This window comes from Amycolatopsis sp. NPDC051373 (genome assembly GCF_040689465.1).
In the GTDB taxonomy this organism is placed as follows: domain Bacteria; phylum Actinomycetota; class Actinomycetes; order Mycobacteriales; family Pseudonocardiaceae; genus Amycolatopsis.
Genome location: NZ_JBFBAE010000011.1, coordinates 44,329 through 62,727 on the forward strand (window position 1 = coordinate 44,329; position 18,399 = coordinate 62,727).

Annotated in this window: 20 protein-coding genes; 4 read left to right on the top strand and 16 right to left on the bottom strand. The window is 70.0% G+C overall.

All coding sequences use genetic code 11. The features are described from left to right. The first annotated feature begins 49 nt into the window (after positions 1-49). Both AB0383_RS21500 and AB0383_RS21505 read left to right on the top strand, forming a co-directional pair. Positions 50-1,909, top strand: coding sequence for a glycoside hydrolase family 15 protein (locus tag AB0383_RS21500; RefSeq protein WP_366188363.1), 1,860 nt, complete (start codon positions 50-52; stop codon positions 1,907-1,909). Beyond that, entirely contained in the window at positions 1,906-3,249 is a 1,344-nt protein-coding gene (locus AB0383_RS21505; RefSeq protein ID WP_366188364.1) for an NAD(P)/FAD-dependent oxidoreductase, read from the top strand. The genes AB0383_RS21500 and AB0383_RS21505 overlap by 4 nt, the downstream gene beginning before the upstream one ends. A gap of 68 nt (positions 3,250-3,317) precedes the next feature. Here AB0383_RS21505 and zwf read toward each other — a convergent pair whose 3' ends face one another. The 6 genes from zwf to AB0383_RS21535 all read right to left on the bottom strand — a co-directional run bounded on the left by zwf (position 3,318) and on the right by AB0383_RS21535 (position 7,718). Continuing rightward, the gene (gene zwf, locus AB0383_RS21510) at positions 3,318-4,718 is read right to left on the bottom strand and encodes a glucose-6-phosphate dehydrogenase (RefSeq protein WP_366188365.1); all 1,401 of its coding nucleotides are present in this window, start codon (positions 4,716-4,718) and stop codon (positions 3,318-3,320) included. 110 nt (positions 4,719-4,828) lie between these two features. Next, entirely contained in the window at positions 4,829-5,218 is a 390-nt protein-coding gene (locus AB0383_RS21515; protein WP_364171162.1) for a hypothetical protein, read from the bottom strand. Beyond that, a complete protein-coding gene (locus AB0383_RS21520; protein ID WP_364171161.1) occupies positions 5,215-5,481 on the bottom strand; it encodes a hypothetical protein in 267 nt (88 codons plus the stop codon). Before AB0383_RS21520 ends, AB0383_RS21515 begins: the two co-directional genes overlap by 4 nt. A gap of 12 nt (positions 5,482-5,493) precedes the next feature. Next, positions 5,494-6,597 carry a VWA domain-containing protein gene (locus AB0383_RS21525; RefSeq protein ID WP_366188366.1) on the bottom strand — a complete coding sequence of 368 codons (1,104 nt, stop codon included), beginning with the start codon at positions 6,595-6,597 and terminating at the stop codon, positions 5,494-5,496. Continuing rightward, on the bottom strand, positions 6,590-7,465 hold the full coding sequence (locus AB0383_RS21530; RefSeq protein WP_366188367.1) for a MoxR family ATPase: 876 nt from the start codon (positions 7,463-7,465) through the stop codon (positions 6,590-6,592). The genes AB0383_RS21525 and AB0383_RS21530 overlap by 8 nt, the downstream gene beginning before the upstream one ends. A 4-nt stretch (positions 7,466-7,469) precedes the next feature. Next, positions 7,470-7,718: a hypothetical protein gene (locus AB0383_RS21535; protein WP_366188368.1), complete on the bottom strand. Its 249-nt coding sequence runs from the start codon at positions 7,716-7,718 to the stop codon at positions 7,470-7,472. 99 nt (positions 7,719-7,817) lie between these two features. On the opposite strand from AB0383_RS21535, the gene AB0383_RS21540 reads away from it, so the two are divergent. Next, the gene (locus tag AB0383_RS21540) at positions 7,818-8,762 is read left to right on the top strand and encodes a LysR family transcriptional regulator (RefSeq protein ID WP_366188369.1); all 945 of its coding nucleotides are present in this window, start codon (positions 7,818-7,820) and stop codon (positions 8,760-8,762) included. 9 nt (positions 8,763-8,771) lie between these two features. Here AB0383_RS21540 and AB0383_RS21545 read toward each other — a convergent pair whose 3' ends face one another. Further along, positions 8,772-9,059, bottom strand: coding sequence for an antibiotic biosynthesis monooxygenase family protein (locus AB0383_RS21545; RefSeq protein WP_364171152.1), 288 nt, complete (start codon positions 9,057-9,059; stop codon positions 8,772-8,774). 79 nt (positions 9,060-9,138) lie between these two features. Beyond that, complete coding sequence (locus AB0383_RS21550; RefSeq protein ID WP_366188370.1) at positions 9,139-9,288, bottom strand: hypothetical protein; 150 nt, start codon at positions 9,286-9,288, stop codon at positions 9,139-9,141. Between the two features lie 191 nt (positions 9,289-9,479). On the opposite strand from AB0383_RS21550, the gene AB0383_RS21555 reads away from it, so the two are divergent. Then, positions 9,480-9,812, top strand: coding sequence for a hypothetical protein (locus AB0383_RS21555; RefSeq protein ID WP_366188371.1), 333 nt, complete (start codon positions 9,480-9,482; stop codon positions 9,810-9,812). Between the two features lie 117 nt (positions 9,813-9,929). On the opposite strand, the gene AB0383_RS21560 is transcribed toward AB0383_RS21555, so the two are convergent. The 8 genes from AB0383_RS21560 to AB0383_RS21595 form a co-directional block, all read right to left on the bottom strand. Then, positions 9,930-10,253, bottom strand: a complete 324-nt coding sequence (locus AB0383_RS21560) for a putative quinol monooxygenase (protein ID WP_354875466.1) — start codon at positions 10,251-10,253, stop codon at positions 9,930-9,932. Positions 10,254-11,344: 1,091 nt separating this feature from the next. After that, positions 11,345-12,994: a chaperonin GroEL gene (gene groL, locus AB0383_RS21565; protein ID WP_364171146.1), complete on the bottom strand. Its 1,650-nt coding sequence runs from the start codon at positions 12,992-12,994 to the stop codon at positions 11,345-11,347. 50 nt (positions 12,995-13,044) lie between these two features. Further along, positions 13,045-14,070: an NAD(P)-dependent alcohol dehydrogenase gene (locus AB0383_RS21570; RefSeq protein ID WP_364171144.1), complete on the bottom strand. Its 1,026-nt coding sequence runs from the start codon at positions 14,068-14,070 to the stop codon at positions 13,045-13,047. Then, positions 14,067-14,636: an iron-sulfur cluster assembly protein gene (locus AB0383_RS21575; protein WP_364171142.1), complete on the bottom strand. Its 570-nt coding sequence runs from the start codon at positions 14,634-14,636 to the stop codon at positions 14,067-14,069. Before AB0383_RS21575 ends, AB0383_RS21570 begins: the two co-directional genes overlap by 4 nt. Continuing rightward, entirely contained in the window at positions 14,633-15,667 is a 1,035-nt protein-coding gene (locus tag AB0383_RS21580; protein ID WP_364171140.1) for an amidohydrolase family protein, read from the bottom strand. The genes AB0383_RS21575 and AB0383_RS21580 overlap by 4 nt, the downstream gene beginning before the upstream one ends. A gap of 100 nt (positions 15,668-15,767) precedes the next feature. After that, entirely contained in the window at positions 15,768-16,118 is a 351-nt protein-coding gene (gene mimD / locus AB0383_RS21585; RefSeq protein WP_364171138.1) for a propane 2-monooxygenase effector subunit MimD, read from the bottom strand. Next, complete coding sequence (locus tag AB0383_RS21590; RefSeq protein WP_364171136.1) at positions 16,115-17,218, bottom strand: aromatic/alkene monooxygenase hydroxylase subunit beta; 1,104 nt, start codon at positions 17,216-17,218, stop codon at positions 16,115-16,117. Before AB0383_RS21590 ends, mimD begins: the two co-directional genes overlap by 4 nt. A gap of 54 nt (positions 17,219-17,272) precedes the next feature. After that, positions 17,273-18,322 (bottom strand): FAD-binding oxidoreductase, encoded by a 1,050-nt coding sequence (locus tag AB0383_RS21595; protein ID WP_366188372.1) that lies wholly within the window; start codon positions 18,320-18,322, stop codon positions 17,273-17,275. Positions 18,323-18,399: the final 77 nt, after the last annotated feature.

An 18,399-nucleotide genomic window follows, 5' to 3' on the forward strand; every position in this document is an offset into this window, starting at 1 on the left:
GTCGAAGCAGGCCCGCGACTTCGCGCGTCACGAAAGTGAAGGAGCTCCCGTGAACGCCACGACCTCGCCCTTCCCGCGGATCGCCGACTACGCGTTCCTGTCCGACTGCCACACCGGTGCCCTGGTGGCGCCGGACGGTTCCGTCGACTGGCTGTGCCTGCCCGCGTTCGACGCCCCGAGCAGCTTCGGCAACCTGCTCGACCGCGGCGCCGGGTCCTTCCGGTTCGGTCCCTACGGGATCAACGTGCCGACCTCGCGCGCCTACGTGCCGGGTACCAACGTCATGACCACCACCTGGCACACACCACACGGCTGGCTGCTGGTCCACGACGCCCTGACGATGGGCCCGCGGCGCGGCCGCGACACGGTCACGCCCCACACCAGGCCACCCGCCGACAACGACGCCGACCACCTGCTCGTGCGCACCGTCGAGTGCCTCGAAGGCGAGCTGGAGGTAGAGCTGGTCTGCGAGCCGGCGTTCGACTACGGGCGGATGCCGGCCGACTGGACCATCGGCGGCGACGATCACCACGCCGACGCGACCGGGGCCGGCCAGACCTTCCGGCTGAGCACCGACATGCTCATCGGCATCGAGGGTGGCACCGCGCGGGCTCGGCACGTGCTCGTCAAGGGCGACAAGGCGTTCTGCGCGCTGTCGTGGGCCGAGGGGCTGGCCTCGCCGGCCGACGTCGCGGAGGCGCAAGCCCGGATCGACGCGACGGTCCGGTTCTGGCGCAGCTGGCTCTCCCGGGCCCGCATCCCGGATCACCCGCTGCGCCCGCCCCTGGAGCGCTCGGCGCTCACCATCAAAGGCCTGACCTACATGCCGACCGGCGCGACGGTCGCGGCATTGACCACGTCACTGCCCGAGGCACCGGGCGGCGAGCGCAACTGGGACTACCGCTACACCTGGATCCGCGACACCACATTCACGCTCCAGGCGCTGCACTACCTGAACCTGGACTGGGAAGCCGGCGACTTCATGCAGTTCGTCGGCGACCTCGAGCCGAACTCCGACGGCGGCCTGCAGATCATGTACGGCATCGACGGACGCCGCGACCTGACCGAGTCCACACGCGACGATCTCGGCGGCTACGAAGGCGCCCGGCCGGTCCGCGTCGGCAACGGCGCCTTCGACCAGCGCCAGAACGACGTCTTCGGCGCGGTGCTCGACTCGCTGCTGCTGCACACCGCCAGGAGCAAGCACCTGCCGCGCCGGCTGTGGCCGCTCGTCCAGTCGCAGGCCGCGGCCGCGACCGCGGCGTGGCGCGAGCCGGACCAGGGCATCTGGGAGGCGCGCGGCAAGCCGCAGCACTACGTGTCGTCGAAGCTGATGGGCTGGGTGGCGCTCGACCGCGCCGCCAAGCTGGCCAACATCCGCGACGACGGCAAGCTCGCGAGCCAGTGGCAAGCGACCGCGGACGAGATCCGCGCGGACATCCTCGAGAACGGCGTGAGCGAACGGGGCGTGTTCCGGCAGCACTACGACACCGACGCGCTGGACGCCTCGACTCTGCTCGCGGCTCTGTTCGGCTTCCTGCCGGGCACCGACGAACGCATGCGCAAGACGGTCGACGCGATCGCCGACGAGCTGACCGAGAACGGCTACGTCCTGCGCTACAAGACCGACGAGACCGACGACGGCCTGTCCGGAAAGGAAGGCACGTTCCTGATCTGCTCGTTCTGGCTGGTCTCCGCGCTCGCGATGGTCGGCGAGATGGACCGGGCGAGCAGCCTGCTGGAGCGCCTGCTGCGGATCTCGTCGCCGTTGGGTCTCTACGCGGAGGAGTTCGAGGTCGACCGGGCCCGGCACCTCGGCAACTTCCCCCAGGCGTTCTCGCACCTCGCCCTGATCCAAGCGGCGAGCCGGATCATCCTGTCCGACTTCATGGCGGAGCTGTCGCTGTGACCGGGCAGCGAACCGGGAACCGGAACGTCCTGGTGCTGGGCGGCGGGCTGGCGGGCGTCGCGTGTGCCCGGCGGCTCGGTGACGAGGGCATCGGGGTGGCCCTCGTCGACCGCAACGACTACCACCAGTTCCAGCCACTGCTCTACCAGGTCGCCACTTCGCAGCTGCCCGCGGAAGACATCGCGCGCCCGCACCGGGTGATCTTCCGCGACCACCCGACGGTCGAGACCCGCACCGCGCGCGTCACGGAGCTCGACATCGCGGGCCTCGGCTTGACCTTGTCCGACGGCGAGAAGATCAGCGGATCGCACCTGGTGATCGCGGCCGGCGCGCAGCCCGAGTACTTCGGTGTCCCGGGCGCCGCCGAGCACGCGTTCCCGCTCTACTCGGTGGCGGACGCCGTGCGGCTGCGGCTTCACGTACAGGACCTGGTGCGGGAGGTGGCGGAAAAGCGGCTCGGCGAGGATGCCCTCGACATCGTCGTCGTGGGCGGCGGCCCGACCGGCGTCGAGATCACCGGCGCGCTCACCGAGCTGATGACCGCTCTCGTGGCCATGGAGCGGATCCCGACCTCCGGGCGGATCTTCCTGATCGACCGCGGCAGCAGACTGCTCGGCGCCTTTTCCCACCGGTCGCACCAGTACGCGCACAAGCGGCTCACCGAGCACGGCGCCGAGCCCCGGCTCGACACGGGAGTCGCGGCGGTGCACGCCGACCGGGTGGAGCTCGGCGACGGCACCGCCATCCGCACCCGCACCGTCATCTGGGGCGGCGGCGAGTCTGCGGCGCCCGTGGTGCAGGCCGCCGCCGGGCTCGGGACCGGTCGTGGCGGGCGGGTCGACGTGCTGCCCGACCTGACGGTCGACGGCCACCCGGACGTGTACGCGATCGGAGACGCCGCAAACATCCCGGCGGGGCATCACGGGACGCTGCCGCAACTGGGCTCCGTGGCCCAGCAGTCCGGCGATTGGGCCGCCGGCAACATCCTGCGCCGGCGAGCCGGACAGCCGGCGAAACCGTTCCACTACAAGGACAAGGGCATCATGGCCATGATCGGCCGCAACGCCGCCGTCGCCGAGGTCGGCAAGCACCGGCACCAGGTCGACGGGCCCCTCGCGTTCGCCGCCTGGCTCGGTGTCCACGCGATGCTGCTGAGCGGGGTGCACAGCAAGGTCGACGCCTTCATGTCGTGGGCGTGGGACTACTTCGAGCGCGACCACGCCGCGATCGTCGAGTGGTCCACGAAACCCCACCGCATCGTCTGGGGAGACGACGACGCGGACGTTCCGCACATCTCACTCGGCCGAGGCGACTCCACGACGTCAGCCGGCCGTTCCTGAGGAGGACGGCCGACGAGGGAGCACTTCGCGTCGGCGACCGGCCACCGGAGCGGCTCGGCCGAGCCTGGTCAGCGGGACGTCCAGGGCGTGCGCCAGCCGCCGAACCCGGCCGTGATCTCGTCGGCCGCGCCCGGCCCCCAGGTTCCGGGTTCGTAGGCCCGCACCGGCGGCGGCGCGTCGAGCAGCGGCTGCATGACCCGCCAGGTCTCCTCGACGCCGTCCTGGCGGGAGAACCGGGTGCTGTTCCCGATCATCGCCGCGTGCAGCAGAACCTCGTACGGTGTCGGGCCCTCGCCGCCCTCGTCCGCGAACTCCATGTCGAGCTCGATCGGCGCGATGCGGGCCACGTCGGCGCGGAACGCGTCGACCTGGATCCGGACCCCGGTCGACGGGTCGAGCCTCAGGACGAGCTGGTTCGGCTGCGCTTCGTGTCCGACCAGCCCGAAACCCAGCTTGGGCGGGCGCTTGAAGACCAGCCGCAGCTCGGTCTGCGTCACCGGCAGCCGCTTGCCGGTCCGGATGAAGAACGGCACGCCGGCCCAGCGCCAGTTCTCGATGTCGAGCCGCAGCGCCGCGAACGTCTCGGTGGCCGAGTCGCGCGGAACGCCGTCGATGTCGAGGTAGCCGCGGTATTGCCCGCGCACGTAGTGGGCCGGATTCGCCTCCACCACCGCGCGGAACAGACCGACCTGCGACTCCTTGAGCGTCACCGGGTCGCCCCGTGACGGCGGCTCCATCGCGGCGGCCGCGACCACCTGCATCAAGTGGTTGACGACGACGTCGCGCAACGCGCCGACCGGATCGTAGAAATGACCGCGGTCCTCGACGCCGAAGCTCTCCGCCATCGTGATCTCCACGCACTCGAGGTAGTTGCGGCTCCACAGCGGCTCGAGGACGGCGTTGGCGAAACGCAGGTGGAGGATCTCTTGCAGCCCCATTTTCCCCAGGTAGTGGTCGACCCGGAACAGCTGCGCCTCGTCGACGTACTGGTGCAACTGATCGGCGAGCGCACGCGCGGACTGCTGGTCGTGGCCGAACGGCTTCTCGATGACGAGCCGGGCGCCGGTGGTCAGCCCGGCGTCGGACAGTCCCTTGACCACCCGGGCGAACAGGAACGGCGGGATCTCCAGGTAGAACACCGGTGTCGTGGCGCCCTTGACAGCGGCTCCGACCCGGTCGTAGGTGGCCGGGTCGGTGAAGTCGCCGCTGACGTAGGACAGCTTGGCGGCGAACCGGTCGAAGACCGCCTTGTCGAGGTCTCCGGTCGCTTCGATCGACGACCGGGCCCGTTCGACGAGCTGATCGAGTGTCCAGTCGTCGGCGGCAACCCCGACGACGGGGCACGTGAGCAGGCCGCGGGCCTCGAGGCGGTACAGCGAACGGAAGGTCATCACCTTCGCCAGGTCGCCGGTGATCCCGAAAATCACGAGGCCGTCCGCCCGCGGCGGCTCGATGGCTGTCGTTGTCATCCCTGCCTCCAGCTCCGTCACGACGCATCACGGACTCCGGTCGTGTCCGGGAGCATCGTCGCCGCCGACCGAGCGATCCGGCCTCATCCGTGGGGGATGAGAGGGGCGCCTCAGCGTTCGTGGCCGATCCACTCCTCGGCCCAGCTGTGATCGAACTGCGTTTCGTTGCAGCGCGGCCGGTAGACGGCGGTGAGCTCGCGGACGATCTGCTCGCGGTGCGCGGGCAGCCCACCGGGGACCTCGTAGGTGCAGATGTGCACCTTCCACCGCGAGCCCGCGCGGGCGATCCAGCACTGCGCGCGCGGGTGCCGCCACGGGAGGCTCGCCTGGGACAGGTCGTCCGCGTGGTTGACGTACACCACGGCGTAGCGATCGGGGCGGGCTTCGGGCTCGGGGCGGTAGAGCACGGCGTACACCGCGGCGACGGCGGGGGGCGTCCACCCGCCGAGCAGGCGGGGGCCCTCGAACGGGTACCCCGAAGCCGAGCCGAGGCGGATCACTCGTGTTCGCCGACGGCCTCGACGCGCCCGACCGGCAACGACGGCAGCCCGGCCTCCTTCGCCGCGCGGCGGAACTCCGCCGTGGCGAGCGTGATCGCCTTCTCCCGGTCGGGTGCCTCGACGAGCAGGCGCGCGCCGTAGCTCGTGGTGCCGATCCCGCTGGCGATCCCGCCCGAGGCCGCCACCGCGTCGGCCAGGCTCACGATCTCCTCGCGAGTGAACACGCGCTCGCCGTCCGCTTCGATCCCCACGCTCCACCGCATCGCCGGTGCTCCTCACCGAGCTCGGGGCAGCGCTGCCGCGAGCTCCTCCAGGCTGCGCAGGTCGTGGCCGGCCACCAGCAGGTCCACGTACGGCGCGGCGATCCTCATCCCGAGCGGCGCCGGGTCGAGGGCGCCGCCGTGCGGGTTCGTCCACACCAGCCGGTGGCACAGCCGCGACAGCCGCTCCACCGCCTTGGCCAGCACGTCCGGGTCACCGCGGTCGAAGCCGTCGGAACAGATCACGACCACACCGCCGCGGCACCGGCCGCGCCGGCCGAAGGTGCGCACGAACTCGTCGAGCGCGGCGCCGATGCGGGTGCCGCCCTCCCAGTCGACCACGGCTTCGGCCGCTCGCGCCAGGGCTTCGTCGGCGTCACGGGTGCGCAGCTGGTCGGTGATCCGCGTGAGGCGGGTGCCGAAGCAGAACACCTCGACCTTCGCCGCGGCGCGGCGCGCGGAGTAGGCGAACTGCAGCAGCGTGCGGGAGTAGTCGGCCATGGAGCCGGAGACGTCGAGGACGAGGATCAGCGGCCGCAGCCGCACGCGGCGTTCGCGCCACCGCAGCGCGCGGGGCTCGCCGAACGTCCGCAGCGAGTCCCGGACCGTACGGCGCAGATCCGGTTCGTGGCCCTTGCGCGCGGGCCGGGTGCGGCGCGTGCGGCGTTTCGGCGGGGTGAGGCGAAGCCGGGCCATGATGCGGCGGATCGCCGCGAGCTCGTCGGGCGTGCAGGTGCCGAAGGACTTGCGTTTCAGGCTGTCCACATCGGACGCGGTGAGCCCGAGCAGCGTGTCGGTCTCGTGCTCGTCGCCGGTGCGTTCGGGTTCGGGCAGCGCCAGCGTGGCGTCGACGCCCGACTCGGCGAGGATCGTGAGCAGCGCCGCGGGCGGTTCGCCGGCGCCGAGGAAGTAACGGCGGAACGTCTCGTCGTAGCGGGGGAGGTCTTCGTGGCGCTTCAGCAGCGTGGTGCGGCCGCCCCAGTAGAGGTCGGCGAGGTCGGTCGTGTCGAGAACGGTCATCGCGCGGCAGCAGCCGAGCGCGTCGCCGGAGCCCACGGGCAGTCCGGCTTCGCGCAGGGCCCGCGCGAAACCCACCAGCACGCGGGTGAGCTCAGCCACCGGAGGCGAGCTCCGCGAGGTGCTCACGCACCACGTCAAGGTCGTCGCGGTCCTTCACGACGGCGCCGAGCGTGTCGCCGGCGGAGCGTTCGTCGAGCGTGCGCTCGCCGAGGAACCGCAGCATGCGAGCCCAGTCGATGGTTTCGGCGACGCCGGGCGGCTTGGCGAGGTCGAGCTCCCGCAGCCGTCGCACCGCGGCCACGACCTGGCGCGCCAAGGTTTCCTCGACGCCGGGCTCGCGCACGAGCACGATCTCCACCTCGCGGTCGGCGCCCGGGTAGCCGAGCCAGTGGTAGAGGCAGCGGCGTTTGAGCGCGTCGTGCAGTTCGCGGGTGCGGTTGGAGGTGAGCACGACCAGCGGCGGGCTGGGCGCGACGATGGTGCCGATCTCGGGCACGGTGACCTGGAAGTCGGACAGCAGCTCGAGCAGAAAGGCTTCGAACTCGTCGTCGGCGCGGTCGATCTCGTCCACGAGCAGCACGGCCCCGGCGCCCGCGCGGACGGCGGCGAGCAGCGGCCGTTCGACGAGGAACTCGGGCCCGAACAGCTGCTCGACCACCTCGCCGGACTCGGCCTGGTGGTCCTGCAGCGCGCGGATGCGCAGCAGCTGGCGGGCGTAGTCCCATTCGTAGAGGGCCTGGGCGGTGTCGATGCCCTCGTAGCACTGCAGCCGGATGAGGCGGCGGCCGAGCACCGTGGCGAGCGTCTTCGCGACCTCCGTCTTGCCGACGCCGACCTCGCCTTCGAGCAGCACGGGCCGGTGCAGCCGCAGCCCGACCAGCAGCGCCGTGGCGAGGCCGCGGTCGGCGAGGTACGCGCCGTCGCGCAGGGCGGCGGTGAGCCCTGCGACGGTGTCCGGCTCGGCCATCCCGTTACGGCTGCTCGTCCGCGCCGAGCACGAGGTCACGCACCGTGCTCGTGCCGGGCTTCAGCTTCCCCTCGCGGGCGAGCTGGTCGTGCCACGCCGTGTGCAGGTCGCCGTTGTCGGCGAGCCCGCCGAACCCCACGGCCGACATGTTCTTGCACGAACGCTGGGGCCCGCAGGCCGCTTCCAGCTCGTCGGCGTCCTGGCCGCGGGCGCGCCAGACCTCGCGCAGGACATGCAGCGCTTCGTCGTCCATGGGGCGAGTGAACACCGCGGGCGCGGTTGCGGAGCTCTGGATTAACCCTTTGCTTAAGGAGTATTGTCCAGGATTCGGGGTTACCGAGAGTATTTGACCATGACACTGGGCCAGCTCAACGAGTTCGTCCTGGTGGCGAGGCTGGGGTCGGTCACCGACGCCGCGAAAGCGCTCGGCGTGAGCGAGCCCGCGGTGTCGCAGGCGCTGGCCGCGCTGCGTCAGCACCACGGCGACAAGCTGCTCATCAAGCGCTCGGGCGGCATGACACTCACCGCGGGCGGCAGCCGGCTGCTGCCCATCGCATCGCAGATGGTGGCACTCGGCGCCGAGGCCGACGCCGCCGTGCGCCAGGCCAACGGCGTCGCGGCGCGCTTGCAGCTGGCGGTGACCAGCGAGATCGCGGAGTTCGTCGCCAACCCGCTGCTGGAGGCGTTCACACGAAGATCGGGCAACGCCATCGACGCGTCGTCCGGGCTCGCGCGCACCGCCGAGCTGCCCGTGCTCATCACCAACCGGCTCGCCGATGTCGCGCTGGGCCCCGATGTCACCGGCGACGGCGGCGACCTCGACTGCACGCCGATCTTCCGCGCGTCACTCGTGGTGGTCGGCTCGCCGCACTGCCGCCACCAGGGCAGCCCGGCGCATTGGCCGTGGCTGCTCGACCCGGCGGGCGCCGACCCGGGCAGCGACACCGGCCGGCTGCTGGCCCGCCTCGGCGTGCCCGACGACGCGATCCAGGTCTTCCCGAACCAGACGGCCGCGTGGTCGGCGGCCGCCAGCGGGGGCGGGGTGTCGGTGGCGCTGGAGCACCTCGTGGCGCCGCAGCTGCGCCGCCACGAGCTGGTTGTGGTGCCGACGCGTCACACGCCGATGTCGACGTGCTGGTACGTGACCACCCTGCCGACCGACCGCCGCACGGGTGCGGCCAACTCGCTGCGCCACTTCCTGACGACGCCGGCGGCGATGCACGTGATGCGCGCGCCGGGCAGCGGCGTGCCGCCTTCGCGGTTCCGGCCGCCCGTGTACGTGACGATCTGGTCTTAGCCTTTTCGGTCAGGTCAGTTCGCGAACGCCGGCGACGTCGTACTCGGCCACTTCGGCGGCGAGGATCTCGGCGTTCTGCTCGTCGCTCGAGCCGCTGCCCCGGAACGCCTCGACGGCCGCCCGCGACTCCCAGCGCTCGAAGACGACGATGCGCCCAGGGGCCAGCAGGTCCGCGGCGAGGGAGAAGCCGAGGCAGCCGGGCGCGTCGCGGGCTTGCTCGACCACGCGCACGCAGCCGGCGAGGTAGGCCTCCCGCCGGCCGGGGGCGACGACGAGGTGCCCGGCGACGATGAGCATGTGCCACTCCTTCGCCGCGCCCCACTCGGAGACGATTTCCGTTGCGGCGGCGGCTTTTTCGTGGTCTATCCGTTGTTTTTCAGTAGGGGAGCGGCTTGCGCGTGTTGCCGGTCACGAGGTTCCCGATGCTCACCCCGACACCGAACCCCACCTCCGCCGCCCAGGCGAAGCCCAGTGCCGTCGTGAGTGCGATGCTCAACGCCAATCCTGGCTCTTCCTTGCGGGACAACGGTTTCACTCCTTCGGTCGTTCTTCGTGGTGTGCTGGTCCGCTCCTGCACGGATGCTGTCATGTCCCCACCGTCCGTCGAGTCAGCGGCGTCCACGCTAACAACGTGAGCCGTGGTGGCCAGGGACTTCACCCGGACGTTGTAATCGACGAGGATCGTGACCGGCAGCGACTCGACGAAAGAGTGACCACATGGGACTCAAGGACATCACCGCGTCCACAGCGGAGCTGTACACGGCGCAACGCGTCTACGGTGACCCGGTCGAGAAAGATGGCATCGTTGTCATCCCGGCGGCCATGGTGACCGGCGGCGGGGGCGGCGGACAGGAGGCGCCGGACAAGGAAGGCGTCGGCTACGGGCTCTTCGCCCGCCCGACGGGCGCCTTCGTCATCCGCGGCTCGGAGGTCTCGTGGGTGCCCGCCGTGGACGTCACGGCCTGGGGTCTCGCGGTGGGTGGGATGGTGATCTCACTGGCCTGGATCCTCACCCGCGCGACCCGGCGCCGGCGGGGCAGAAAGCGCTGACGGCGTTCCCGGGCGATATCCGAGACGATTTCTCGGGTGAATTCTCGGGCGATGCGGCCGGACGGGTCCGGACCCTTCGCGGCGGTCCGGACCCCGTCCGGCCTGTGGTGGGAGCGGTCAGTCGACTCGGAGTTCGCCCATCGGGCTCCAGCCGGCGCCGGGGGCGTCCAGGCTGACGATCTCCGGGGTGCGGGCGATGACGCCGGGCATCCACGCCATCGCGTCCGCGAAGTGCGGCGATTTCACGTGCGCGCGGCCGGCGTCGGGGTCGGCGAAAGCCTCGACCAGCACGAACTGGTGGGGCACGTCGACGCTGCGCGACCATTCGAAGAACAGGTTCCCGGGCTCGCGCCGGGTGGCGAGGGTGAAGTCGTCGACCAGGCCGAGCCAGTCCTCGCTCCGCTCGGGCCGGACGGTGAACTTGACGACGATGAAGATCATGCTGTCCTCCGAAAGGGGCACAGACGGCGCACGAGGCCACGCTGCCTCGTGACCGGGCGTGAGCCGGGCGCCGCGACCACCCGTACTCACGACCGGCCGCGGCCCCCGGCGGGCGTCCCGCGCCGGGAACCGAGTCCGGGTTCGCCGGGGCGGCGTTCCTTCGCCCCCGGCTGCCGTTGCCACGGCTGCCTCACTTGCCATTAATGCTGGCAACCTGCCATCGCGGTGGCAGATTGCCCTGGCAACCGACTGGTCCGGCTGTCCGCTTGCCACGGGCTGTGACACGTTGCCGTTCCGTCGGTCGCTTGCCACGGCGCCGCGCACTTGCCGTGGCGCCTCGTCCTTGCCGTGGCGAGTCGCGCTTGCCGTGGCGTCTTGCGCTTGCCGTGGCGTCTTGCCGCTGCCACGGCTATCTGCGGCACTCACGGCAATTCGCCGTCGCCGTGGCGTCTTGCCATTCCCGCGGCAACTGCGGCTTTCGCGGCAACTCGCGGTTGGTCATGGCAACTCGCCGTTGTCTTGGCCAATTGCCGGTTGCCAGTCGCCACGCCCTGGCGACTGGCCGAATGCCGTGGCGACTTGCCATTCCCGCCGGCGCGTTGCCCTTGCCCAGGCGTCTCGCCAGGGCAAGGGCGACTTGCCGTTGTCGGTGGCCAGTTGCCATGGGTATGGCGGCCGGCCGTTGCCGTGGGTCTTGCCGTTGCCATGGCGGCTTGCCCATGGCTTGGTGGCTTGCCGCTGGCGTGGCTGGCTGTCACGCCGTTCCGGCAACGGGCGATTCGCCGCGGTGGGTTGCTAGTCGGTGTGGCTTGGTGCCAACACCCTTGGCAAGCTGCGAATCACGTCGCGGGATGCCGTTCGGTTTGGCAATTCGCCACCTGGGTCGCTTCCTTGCCAGGGCGATCGGCCGGTTCGGCGGCTTGGTGCCAGAGTTCCCGGCAACAAGCCGTTGTGTCGGACATTTGCCAGAACACGGGCACCTTGCCGATCGACCACGCGACGTACCGTTCACGCCACCACCGTGCCGCTCGCTCGACGGGACCGAAACCGGTTCCGCATTCGGCCCCGTCGAGCGGTGGCGCCCGGCCGGGTCAGTAGATGTTCGAGGGCCGCACCATGCCCTCCGCGAGGTCACCGAAACCGGGAGCAATGATGGCGCCCGGGTTCTGGATGATCTCCTCCACCACGAGCGTCTCCGTGGTCAGCAGCAGAGCCGCGATGGACGCCGCGCTCTGCAACGCAGAGCGGGTCACCTTGAGGGGATCGATGACGCCGGCCTCGAACATGTCGCCGTACTCACCGGTCAGCGCGTTGAAGCCGTGCCCTGGAGCGGACGAGCCGACCGCCGCGAGGACCTCGTCGCCGTCGTAGCCGGCGTTGATGGCGATCCAGCGCAGGGGCTCGACCAGCGCGCGCCGGACGATGTCGCGGCCCACGGCGGCGTCGCCGGTGAGGTCGAGGCTGTCGACTTCGGCGCGGGCCTGCACGAGGGCGGTGCCGCCGCCGGCGACGATGCCCTCCTCGATCGCGGCGCGCGTGGCCGACAGCGAGTCCTCCACGCGGTGCTGCTTCTCCCGCAGCTCGACCTCGGTGGCCGCACCGACGTGGATCACCGCGACGCTGCCCGAGAGCCGGGCGATGCGGGCCTGCAGGCTGTCCTGGTCGTGCTCGTTCTCGGCGCGCTCCAGCTCCCGCTTGATCTGCTCGATCCGCGCGGAGACCGCGGTCTCGTTGCCGGCCCCGCCGACGAGCGTGGTGCTGCCCTCGGTGATGGTGATGCGCCGGCAGCGGCCCAGCTGTTCGAGGCGCACCGCGTCGATGCTCTGCCCCGCGTCGCCGGTCACCACCTCGCCGCCGGTGAACACGCCGAGGTCCGACAGCTCCGCGATGCGGCGGTGGCCGAAGCCCGGCGCCCGCACCACGACGGAGCGGAACGTGTTGTGCACGTTGTTCGCCACGAGCATGCCCAGCGCGGGCCCGTCCACGTTCTCCGCGATGATCACCAGCGGCTTCTGCGTGCGGGTCACCTGCTCCAGGACCGGCATCAGCGTCTGCACCTTCGAGATCTTCTCGTTGGTGAGCAGGATGTACGGGTCCTCGAACACCGTCTCCATGCGGTCCTTGTCGGTGGCCATGTACGGCGAGATGTAGCCGTTGTCGAACTCCACGCCGTCCGCGAAGTTCACCTGCAGCCCGAACGCCGGCGACTCCTCCACGGTGACCACACCGCCGAGCCCGACGCGGCCCATCGCCTCGGCGATGATGTCGCCGATCTCCGGGTCGTTGTTCGCCGAAAGCGTCGCGACGTGCGCGAGGTCGCCCGCCTCCGTCACCTCGCGGGCGCCTGCCTGCAGCACCTCGACCACGCGCTGCACGGCCTTCTGGATACCGTTCTTCAGCAGCTGCGGGTTGGCGCCCTCGTCGACGGCGCGCAGGCCTTCGCGCACGATCGCCTGCGCCAGCACGGTGGCGGTGGTCGTGCCGTCGCCCGCCACCCCGTTGGTCTTCATCGCCACCTCCTTCACCAGCTGCGCGCCCATGTTGGCGAACGGGTTGCGCAGCTGGATCTCCTTGGCGATGGTGACGCCGTCGTTCGTGATCGTCGGGGCTCCGGTGAGCTTCTCGATCACGGCGTTGCGTCCCTTGGGGCCGAGCGTCACCTTCACCGCGTCGGCGAGCGCGTTCACGCCCGACTCCAGCAGCTGGCGGGCTTCGACGTTGAAGCGCAAGTCCTTGGCCATGTCTGTCCTTCTCCTACGGTGGTCGTGGTCGCGGCTGAACCTGCCGGCGGTCAGGGTACGAGGATCGCGCGACCGCGGACGAGGCCGCGGTCCAGATCGTCGAGCGCCTTCTCGAAGTCGGTCAGGGCGTACGTACTGGTGTGCAGCGCGACTTTTCCTTGCGCGGCCAGCACCATGAGCTCGGCGAGATCCGAATAGGACCCGACGAGGTTGCCGACGAAGTTGATTTCGGTGGAAATGATGTCGATGGTCGGCACCGCCAGCGTCCCGCCGTAGCCGACCACGTAGTAGTTCCCGGCGCGTCGCAACATCTTCACGCCGGCCTCGATCGCGCCGCCCTCGCCCACGAAGTCGACGACGGCTTCCGCGCCTTCGCCGCCGGTGAGCTCGAGCACCGCCTGGGCTTCCGAGCCGTCGGCCACCACGAGGTGGTCGGCACCGAGCTCGCCCGCGAGCCTCAGCGCCTCCGGAGACCGGTCGACCACGATCAGCTCTGCCGGGCAAATCGCCTTCAGCACCTGGATGCCGATGTGGCCGAGCCCGCCCGCGCCGATCGATACCACGCGCTCACCCGGGTGCAGGTGGGCCGCCGCCTTGCGGGCGGCGTGGTACGCGGTGAGCCCCGCGTCGGCCAGCGCCGCCACGGCCGCCGGTTCGAGCGAGGAGTCCAGCTTTACCACAGCCCGCGCGTTGGTGCGCAGGTATTCCGCGTAGCCGCCGTCACGGTCGATGCCCGGGAACGCCGACTGTACACAGTGGACGTCATCGCCCGCGCGGCACGCCTTGCACAGCCCGCACGTGGCGAGCGGGTGCAGGATAACCGGGTCGCCCACGGACACCGACGTGACACCCTCGCCGATCTCCGCGACCCAGCCCGCGTTCTCGTGGCCGAGCGTGTAGGGCAGTGTGACGCCCGACTTCTCCGCCCACTGGCCCTCGATGATGTGCAGATCCGTGCGGCACACGCCGGCGCCGCCGATCCGCACCACCACGTCGAGCGGCCCCGTCACGTGGGCGTCGGGCACCTCGACGAGTTCGGGGGTGCGGTCGTAGCCGCGCAACTGCACCGCTTTCACGACGGTACCTCCTCTCGCACCTCGTCGCCGGTCCGGTAGTACCGCGGCTTCGTGCTGTCCTCGATGGACACGCGCACGCTCTTGGCGAACCGCAGCAGGCTCTCGCGCTCGGGGGACTGCTGTGCATCGACCTGCCAGCCCTCGTCCACCAGCTTGCGCACGGCCCGCTCCATGCAGGCCAGGTGTGCTTCGCGCCGGAAGCCCGCCGGGAGCTCGGCGAGCTCACCTCCGGCCTGTTCAGGGACCGAGCCGCCGAAGCCGGCCGCGGTGACCTCGTCGCCGGCGCGCCGGCCCTCCAGCACGATGTCGACCGTGTCGACGCTCGGCAGGCTCAGCACCGCATCGTGCGCGTCGGCCACCATCAGGTACGCAAAGTTGGGCGCGCAGAAGTACGCGGGCAGCCGCAGCCGCACCGAAACCGAGTGGCCGCGGTCGTTGTGCAATCGCACGCGGACGCCGGCCACGAACCCGAGATCCGTGATCGGCTCGTGGAACTCGGGGTCCACGACGTCGGCCAGGGCACGCCAGACTCTGCTGGTCAGCGTTTCCGCTGTCGCCGCGGTCATGCCGGGACCTTCGAACTCGTCCCGGCGCCCGCGCCGGCACCGGCCATCCCGGCGGTCACCTCCGCAGGCACTTCGAGGTCGTAGAGCTGCGCGGCGTTGAGGCCGAGGATCTTCTTCTTCGCGTCGGTGGACAGCGTGCCGTAGTCGCCCTGCATGTCCTCGGGGAACTCGAAGTCCACGAAGGACTCGACAAGCCACTTCGGCTGCCAGATGGCGTAGTCGCTGGCGAAGGTGATGCGGTTCTCCCCGAGCCAGTACAACAGCTCGCCCACGACCTGCGCGAAGTAGCGCGGTCGCGTGTGGATGAACGGCATCGCCACGGCGAGGCAGGCGTAGACGTTGGGTTCCTGCGTGGCGATCCAGCAGAAGTCCTCGAACCGGGGCAGGCCCACGTGCTCGACGACGAAGTTCAGGTTCGGGAACGCGACGGCCGCGTCGTCGATGTCGCCGACATCGGCCGAGTCCCGCTCGCTGCGGTCGATCGACGGTCCTTTGTGGACGTGGACGTTGCGGATCCCCAGCTGCTCGCACTTCTCCAGGTACCGGTGGGCCCACGGGTCCGACAGCTGCCAGCCCTTCGACTCGCCCTTCCACTCCGCCGTGTACAGCTTCACGCCCTTGAGGTCCCATCGCTCGGCCAGCGCTTCGAGCTTGTCCAGCCCGGCCTCGCCGTCGCGAGGGTCGAAGGCGCCGTTGACGATGAACTTGCCGGGGTTGTTCTCCGCGACGGCCCCGTCCTGCTCGGTCGTGTCGAACCCGTTGACGTAGAACTCGGTGAGGTAGGTCGGCTGGAAGATGGCCTTGTCCACGTAGCCCGTCGTGAACAGGTCGTCGATCAGTGTCTCCTCGGAGTACTTGCCGAACTTCTCCAGCGACCACAGCCACTCGGCGGGGCTGAGGGTGCGGTGGTGGTCGTAGAAGCACTCGATGAAGCCCTTGCCGTACCGGTTGGCCTGGTTGGCGGGCGAGCCGTCCCAGAAGTGCACGTGGCTGTCGACGATGAAATAGCTCTCGCCGTCCTTGCGGTACATGGGGAGTCCTTTCGCGGGAAGGGCCCCGGGGCCAGGGCCGGGACGGCGAGCACCGTCCCGGCCCGGCCCCCCTCGGGGCGAACCGGTGTCCGTGCGCGGGCTACTCGACCGGTTCGAGGTCGAAGTCGATGTACTCGGCCGCGTCCTCAGGGTTGGCGAACAGCACCGTCTCGTCGTCGAGGTGGACCATGCGCCCGTAGTGCGTCGACATGATCTCCTCGAAGTCCGGCTGCCCGAAGTCGAAGCCGATCGCCTCGGAGATCTCGTCCCAGTTGAAGACGATCTTGTTAGTGCCGTCCACGCGGATCATGGACGGGTACTCCGCCACCGTGACACCCGGCTTGCCGCGCATGACCTCAGCCACGACGTAGCCGTTCTGGTTGTTCATCAGGGTGACGCCGCACATGTTCGACGCGGTGCGGTCGACGGTGAACTGCCTGCTCGCGGTCATGAAAGCAGCCCTTTCGGTTCGTCGATGGAGAGATCGGACAAGAGGCTGCGCAAGCCGGTGACCGACGCGTCCCAGGACTCGGCGAAGGTCACGACCTTCTCCTGCGGCTGCGACCAGATCGGCTGCAGCGTGCGGGCGGCGGCCTCGGACACCGGCACCCACTTCTCGAGCCACGAGGTGAGCACCTGCTTGTTGTGCGCGGAGTGCTCGGCGTCGCTGGTGAGCATGGCGAACAGGGCCCGCGTGTAGCTGCGGTCCCGCTCGTAGTCGTGCTCGCCGGCACCGACGACGGTCGGCGTGACGTAGTCGCCGTTGCGGGCGGCGACCTGCATCACCAGGTGGCTGCGGAACAGCACACCCACGAGCGACTCGAACACCACGTTGGCCGCGAAGAGCGACTCGGCCCAGTCGCCGATCGCGGTCAGGCGCTCCACGTTCTCGCGCACGCCCTGCCACGCCGGGTCCTCGTGCCACACCGAGCGGTGCACCGAACCGTCGAACTCGATCTCCGACTCGGTCACGTCCAGGTTGTACAGCGCCAGGTCCTGGGCGAAGCGCAGCTTGTGCGCGGTGTTCACGGCGATCGCGTTGTTGATCATGTTCGTCGGGGCCGAACGCTGCTCCGAGCAGAACACGTGCATGCCGAGACCGTGCTCGGCGTGCATCCACGCACCGAGGTGCCGCTCCACGAACTTGCTCCAGCTCGGCGCCCAGTTCTGGTAGGCGCCGGCCTTCTTCGCGTTTTCGAGGTTGAGCTGGATCTGCCGGACGACGTTGGAGTTGTTCCGGAAGATCGTCTGTTCCCACTCCTCGTTGGGGTCGAGGAACTGGTGCCAGTTGCCGGACTTGAGCTCCGTCCACTCCTTCGGGTAGCCGCCGGGGCCGTCCGCGAAGCCGTAGATCCAGCCCTGCGAGAGGTGCCGATCGGGGTCGGGCTGGACGTCGAAGGTCACGTCCTCGTACATCGTCGCGCGCATCTTGCGCGGCTTGAAGTAGTTGTAGCTACGGCTCTTCGAGCTCGGGAAGTCCAGCAACCCGGCTTCGGCGCCCGTGAACTCGGGCTTCGGGAAGCTCTGCTGGGGCTTTTCCGTACTGACCATGAGCACACCTCTCTGTGTGTGGTGGTCTGCTTCGGGTGGGATCGGCCTGCGGGGTCAGTCCTCCGCCGCGGCCGTGATCGTGAACTTGTCGTAGAAGACCTGATCGGACGGCACACCCAGGCTTTCCAGCAGGGGCAGGGCCGCGTCGATCATCGGCGGCGGGCCGCACAGGTACACGTCGCATTCGGCGATGTTGTCCTCCCGCCGTTCGAGCACCTGGGTCACGAGCCCGGTTTCGCCTTCGCCGTCACCCGGCCAGCCAACGGGTGCGGTGTCGGACAGGCACGGCACGAACCGGAACTTCGGCAGCTGCCGGGCGAGCTCCGCCATCTCGTCGAGGTGGAAGAGGTCCCGCTCGGTGCGGGCGCCGTAGTAGTACACGACCTCCCGCTCGTTGCCGCTTTCCGCCATCTGCCGCAGCAGCGCCAGGATGGGGGACATCCCGGCCCCGCCGCCGACGAAGACCAGCCGCCGATCGGAGCTGACCCGCAGGGTGAACGTGCCGTACGGCCCGGTCACCTCCAGCGGGTCGCCGGCGGAGAGGGGTCCTTCGAGCAGCCCGGAGAACTTGCCACCGGGGTAGCGCTTGATGATGAACTCGAGGATCCCGTCGGCCACCGTGACATTGGCCATGGAGAACGAACGGTGCTCGTCCGTGCCCGGGATCTTGATGTCCACGTACTGCCCCGGGTGGAACCGGATGCCCGCGTCCTCGTCCACCTTCAGGCGGACGAGCGAGATGTCGTGGGTCAGGTCGGTGATCGAATCCACCGTGGTTCCCGCCGTGACGACCGGCAGGCCGGACCGGATCATGTCCTCGTCGTAGTTGGTCAGCTCGATCTCGAGGTCGGAGTACGCGTGCCCTCGGCAGAGCAGCACGAACCCTTCCTCGCTTTCGTAGTCGGCCAACGCGAACGTGGAGTACCGGTCCATCTGCAGGTCGCCCTCGAGCAAGAAGGACTTGCACGCCGAGCACTGCCCCTCCTTGCAGCCGTGCATGAGCATGACGCCCTGCCGGAAGGCCGCATCGAGGATGGTCTCGTCCTCGTCGGCCTCGATGTCGATGCCGACCGGTTCGAACCGGATCTTGTGCTTGTCGCCCATGGACGCCGCTCCTGGGGATGGGGGCACCCACCGGGGTCCCGGGGTTCGAAACCCTCGGAACCCCGGCGGGATACCGT

Excerpts from the sequence above, each read along its gene's own strand:
- mimD (WP_364171138.1), bottom strand. The coding sequence starts at position 16,118 with ATGACCGCGAGCAGGCAGTTCACCGTCGACCGCACCGCGTCGAACATG.
- AB0383_RS21560 (WP_354875466.1), bottom strand. The coding sequence starts at position 10,253 with ATGATCTTCATCGTCGTCAAGTTCACCGTCCGGCCCGAGCGGAGCGAG.
- AB0383_RS21575 (WP_364171142.1), bottom strand. The coding sequence starts at position 14,636 with ATGACCGCGGCGACAGCGGAAACGCTGACCAGCAGAGTCTGGCGTGCC.
- AB0383_RS21580 (WP_364171140.1), bottom strand. The coding sequence starts at position 15,667 with ATGTACCGCAAGGACGGCGAGAGCTATTTCATCGTCGACAGCCACGTG.
- AB0383_RS21595 (WP_366188372.1), bottom strand. The coding sequence starts at position 18,322 with ATGGGCGACAAGCACAAGATCCGGTTCGAACCGGTCGGCATCGACATC.
- AB0383_RS21535 (WP_366188368.1), bottom strand. The coding sequence starts at position 7,718 with ATGGACGACGAAGCGCTGCATGTCCTGCGCGAGGTCTGGCGCGCCCGC.
- AB0383_RS21540 (WP_366188369.1), top strand. The coding sequence starts at position 7,818 with ATGACACTGGGCCAGCTCAACGAGTTCGTCCTGGTGGCGAGGCTGGGG.
- AB0383_RS21545 (WP_364171152.1), bottom strand. The coding sequence starts at position 9,059 with ATGCTCATCGTCGCCGGGCACCTCGTCGTCGCCCCCGGCCGGCGGGAG.
- AB0383_RS21520 (WP_364171161.1), bottom strand. The coding sequence starts at position 5,481 with ATGCGGTGGAGCGTGGGGATCGAAGCGGACGGCGAGCGCGTGTTCACT.
- AB0383_RS21590 (WP_364171136.1), bottom strand. The coding sequence starts at position 17,218 with ATGGTCAGTACGGAAAAGCCCCAGCAGAGCTTCCCGAAGCCCGAGTTC.
- zwf (WP_366188365.1), bottom strand. The coding sequence starts at position 4,718 with ATGACAACGACAGCCATCGAGCCGCCGCGGGCGGACGGCCTCGTGATT.
- AB0383_RS21555 (WP_366188371.1), top strand. The coding sequence starts at position 9,480 with ATGGGACTCAAGGACATCACCGCGTCCACAGCGGAGCTGTACACGGCG.
- groL (WP_364171146.1), bottom strand. The coding sequence starts at position 12,994 with ATGGCCAAGGACTTGCGCTTCAACGTCGAAGCCCGCCAGCTGCTGGAG.
- AB0383_RS21530 (WP_366188367.1), bottom strand. The coding sequence starts at position 7,465 with ATGGCCGAGCCGGACACCGTCGCAGGGCTCACCGCCGCCCTGCGCGAC.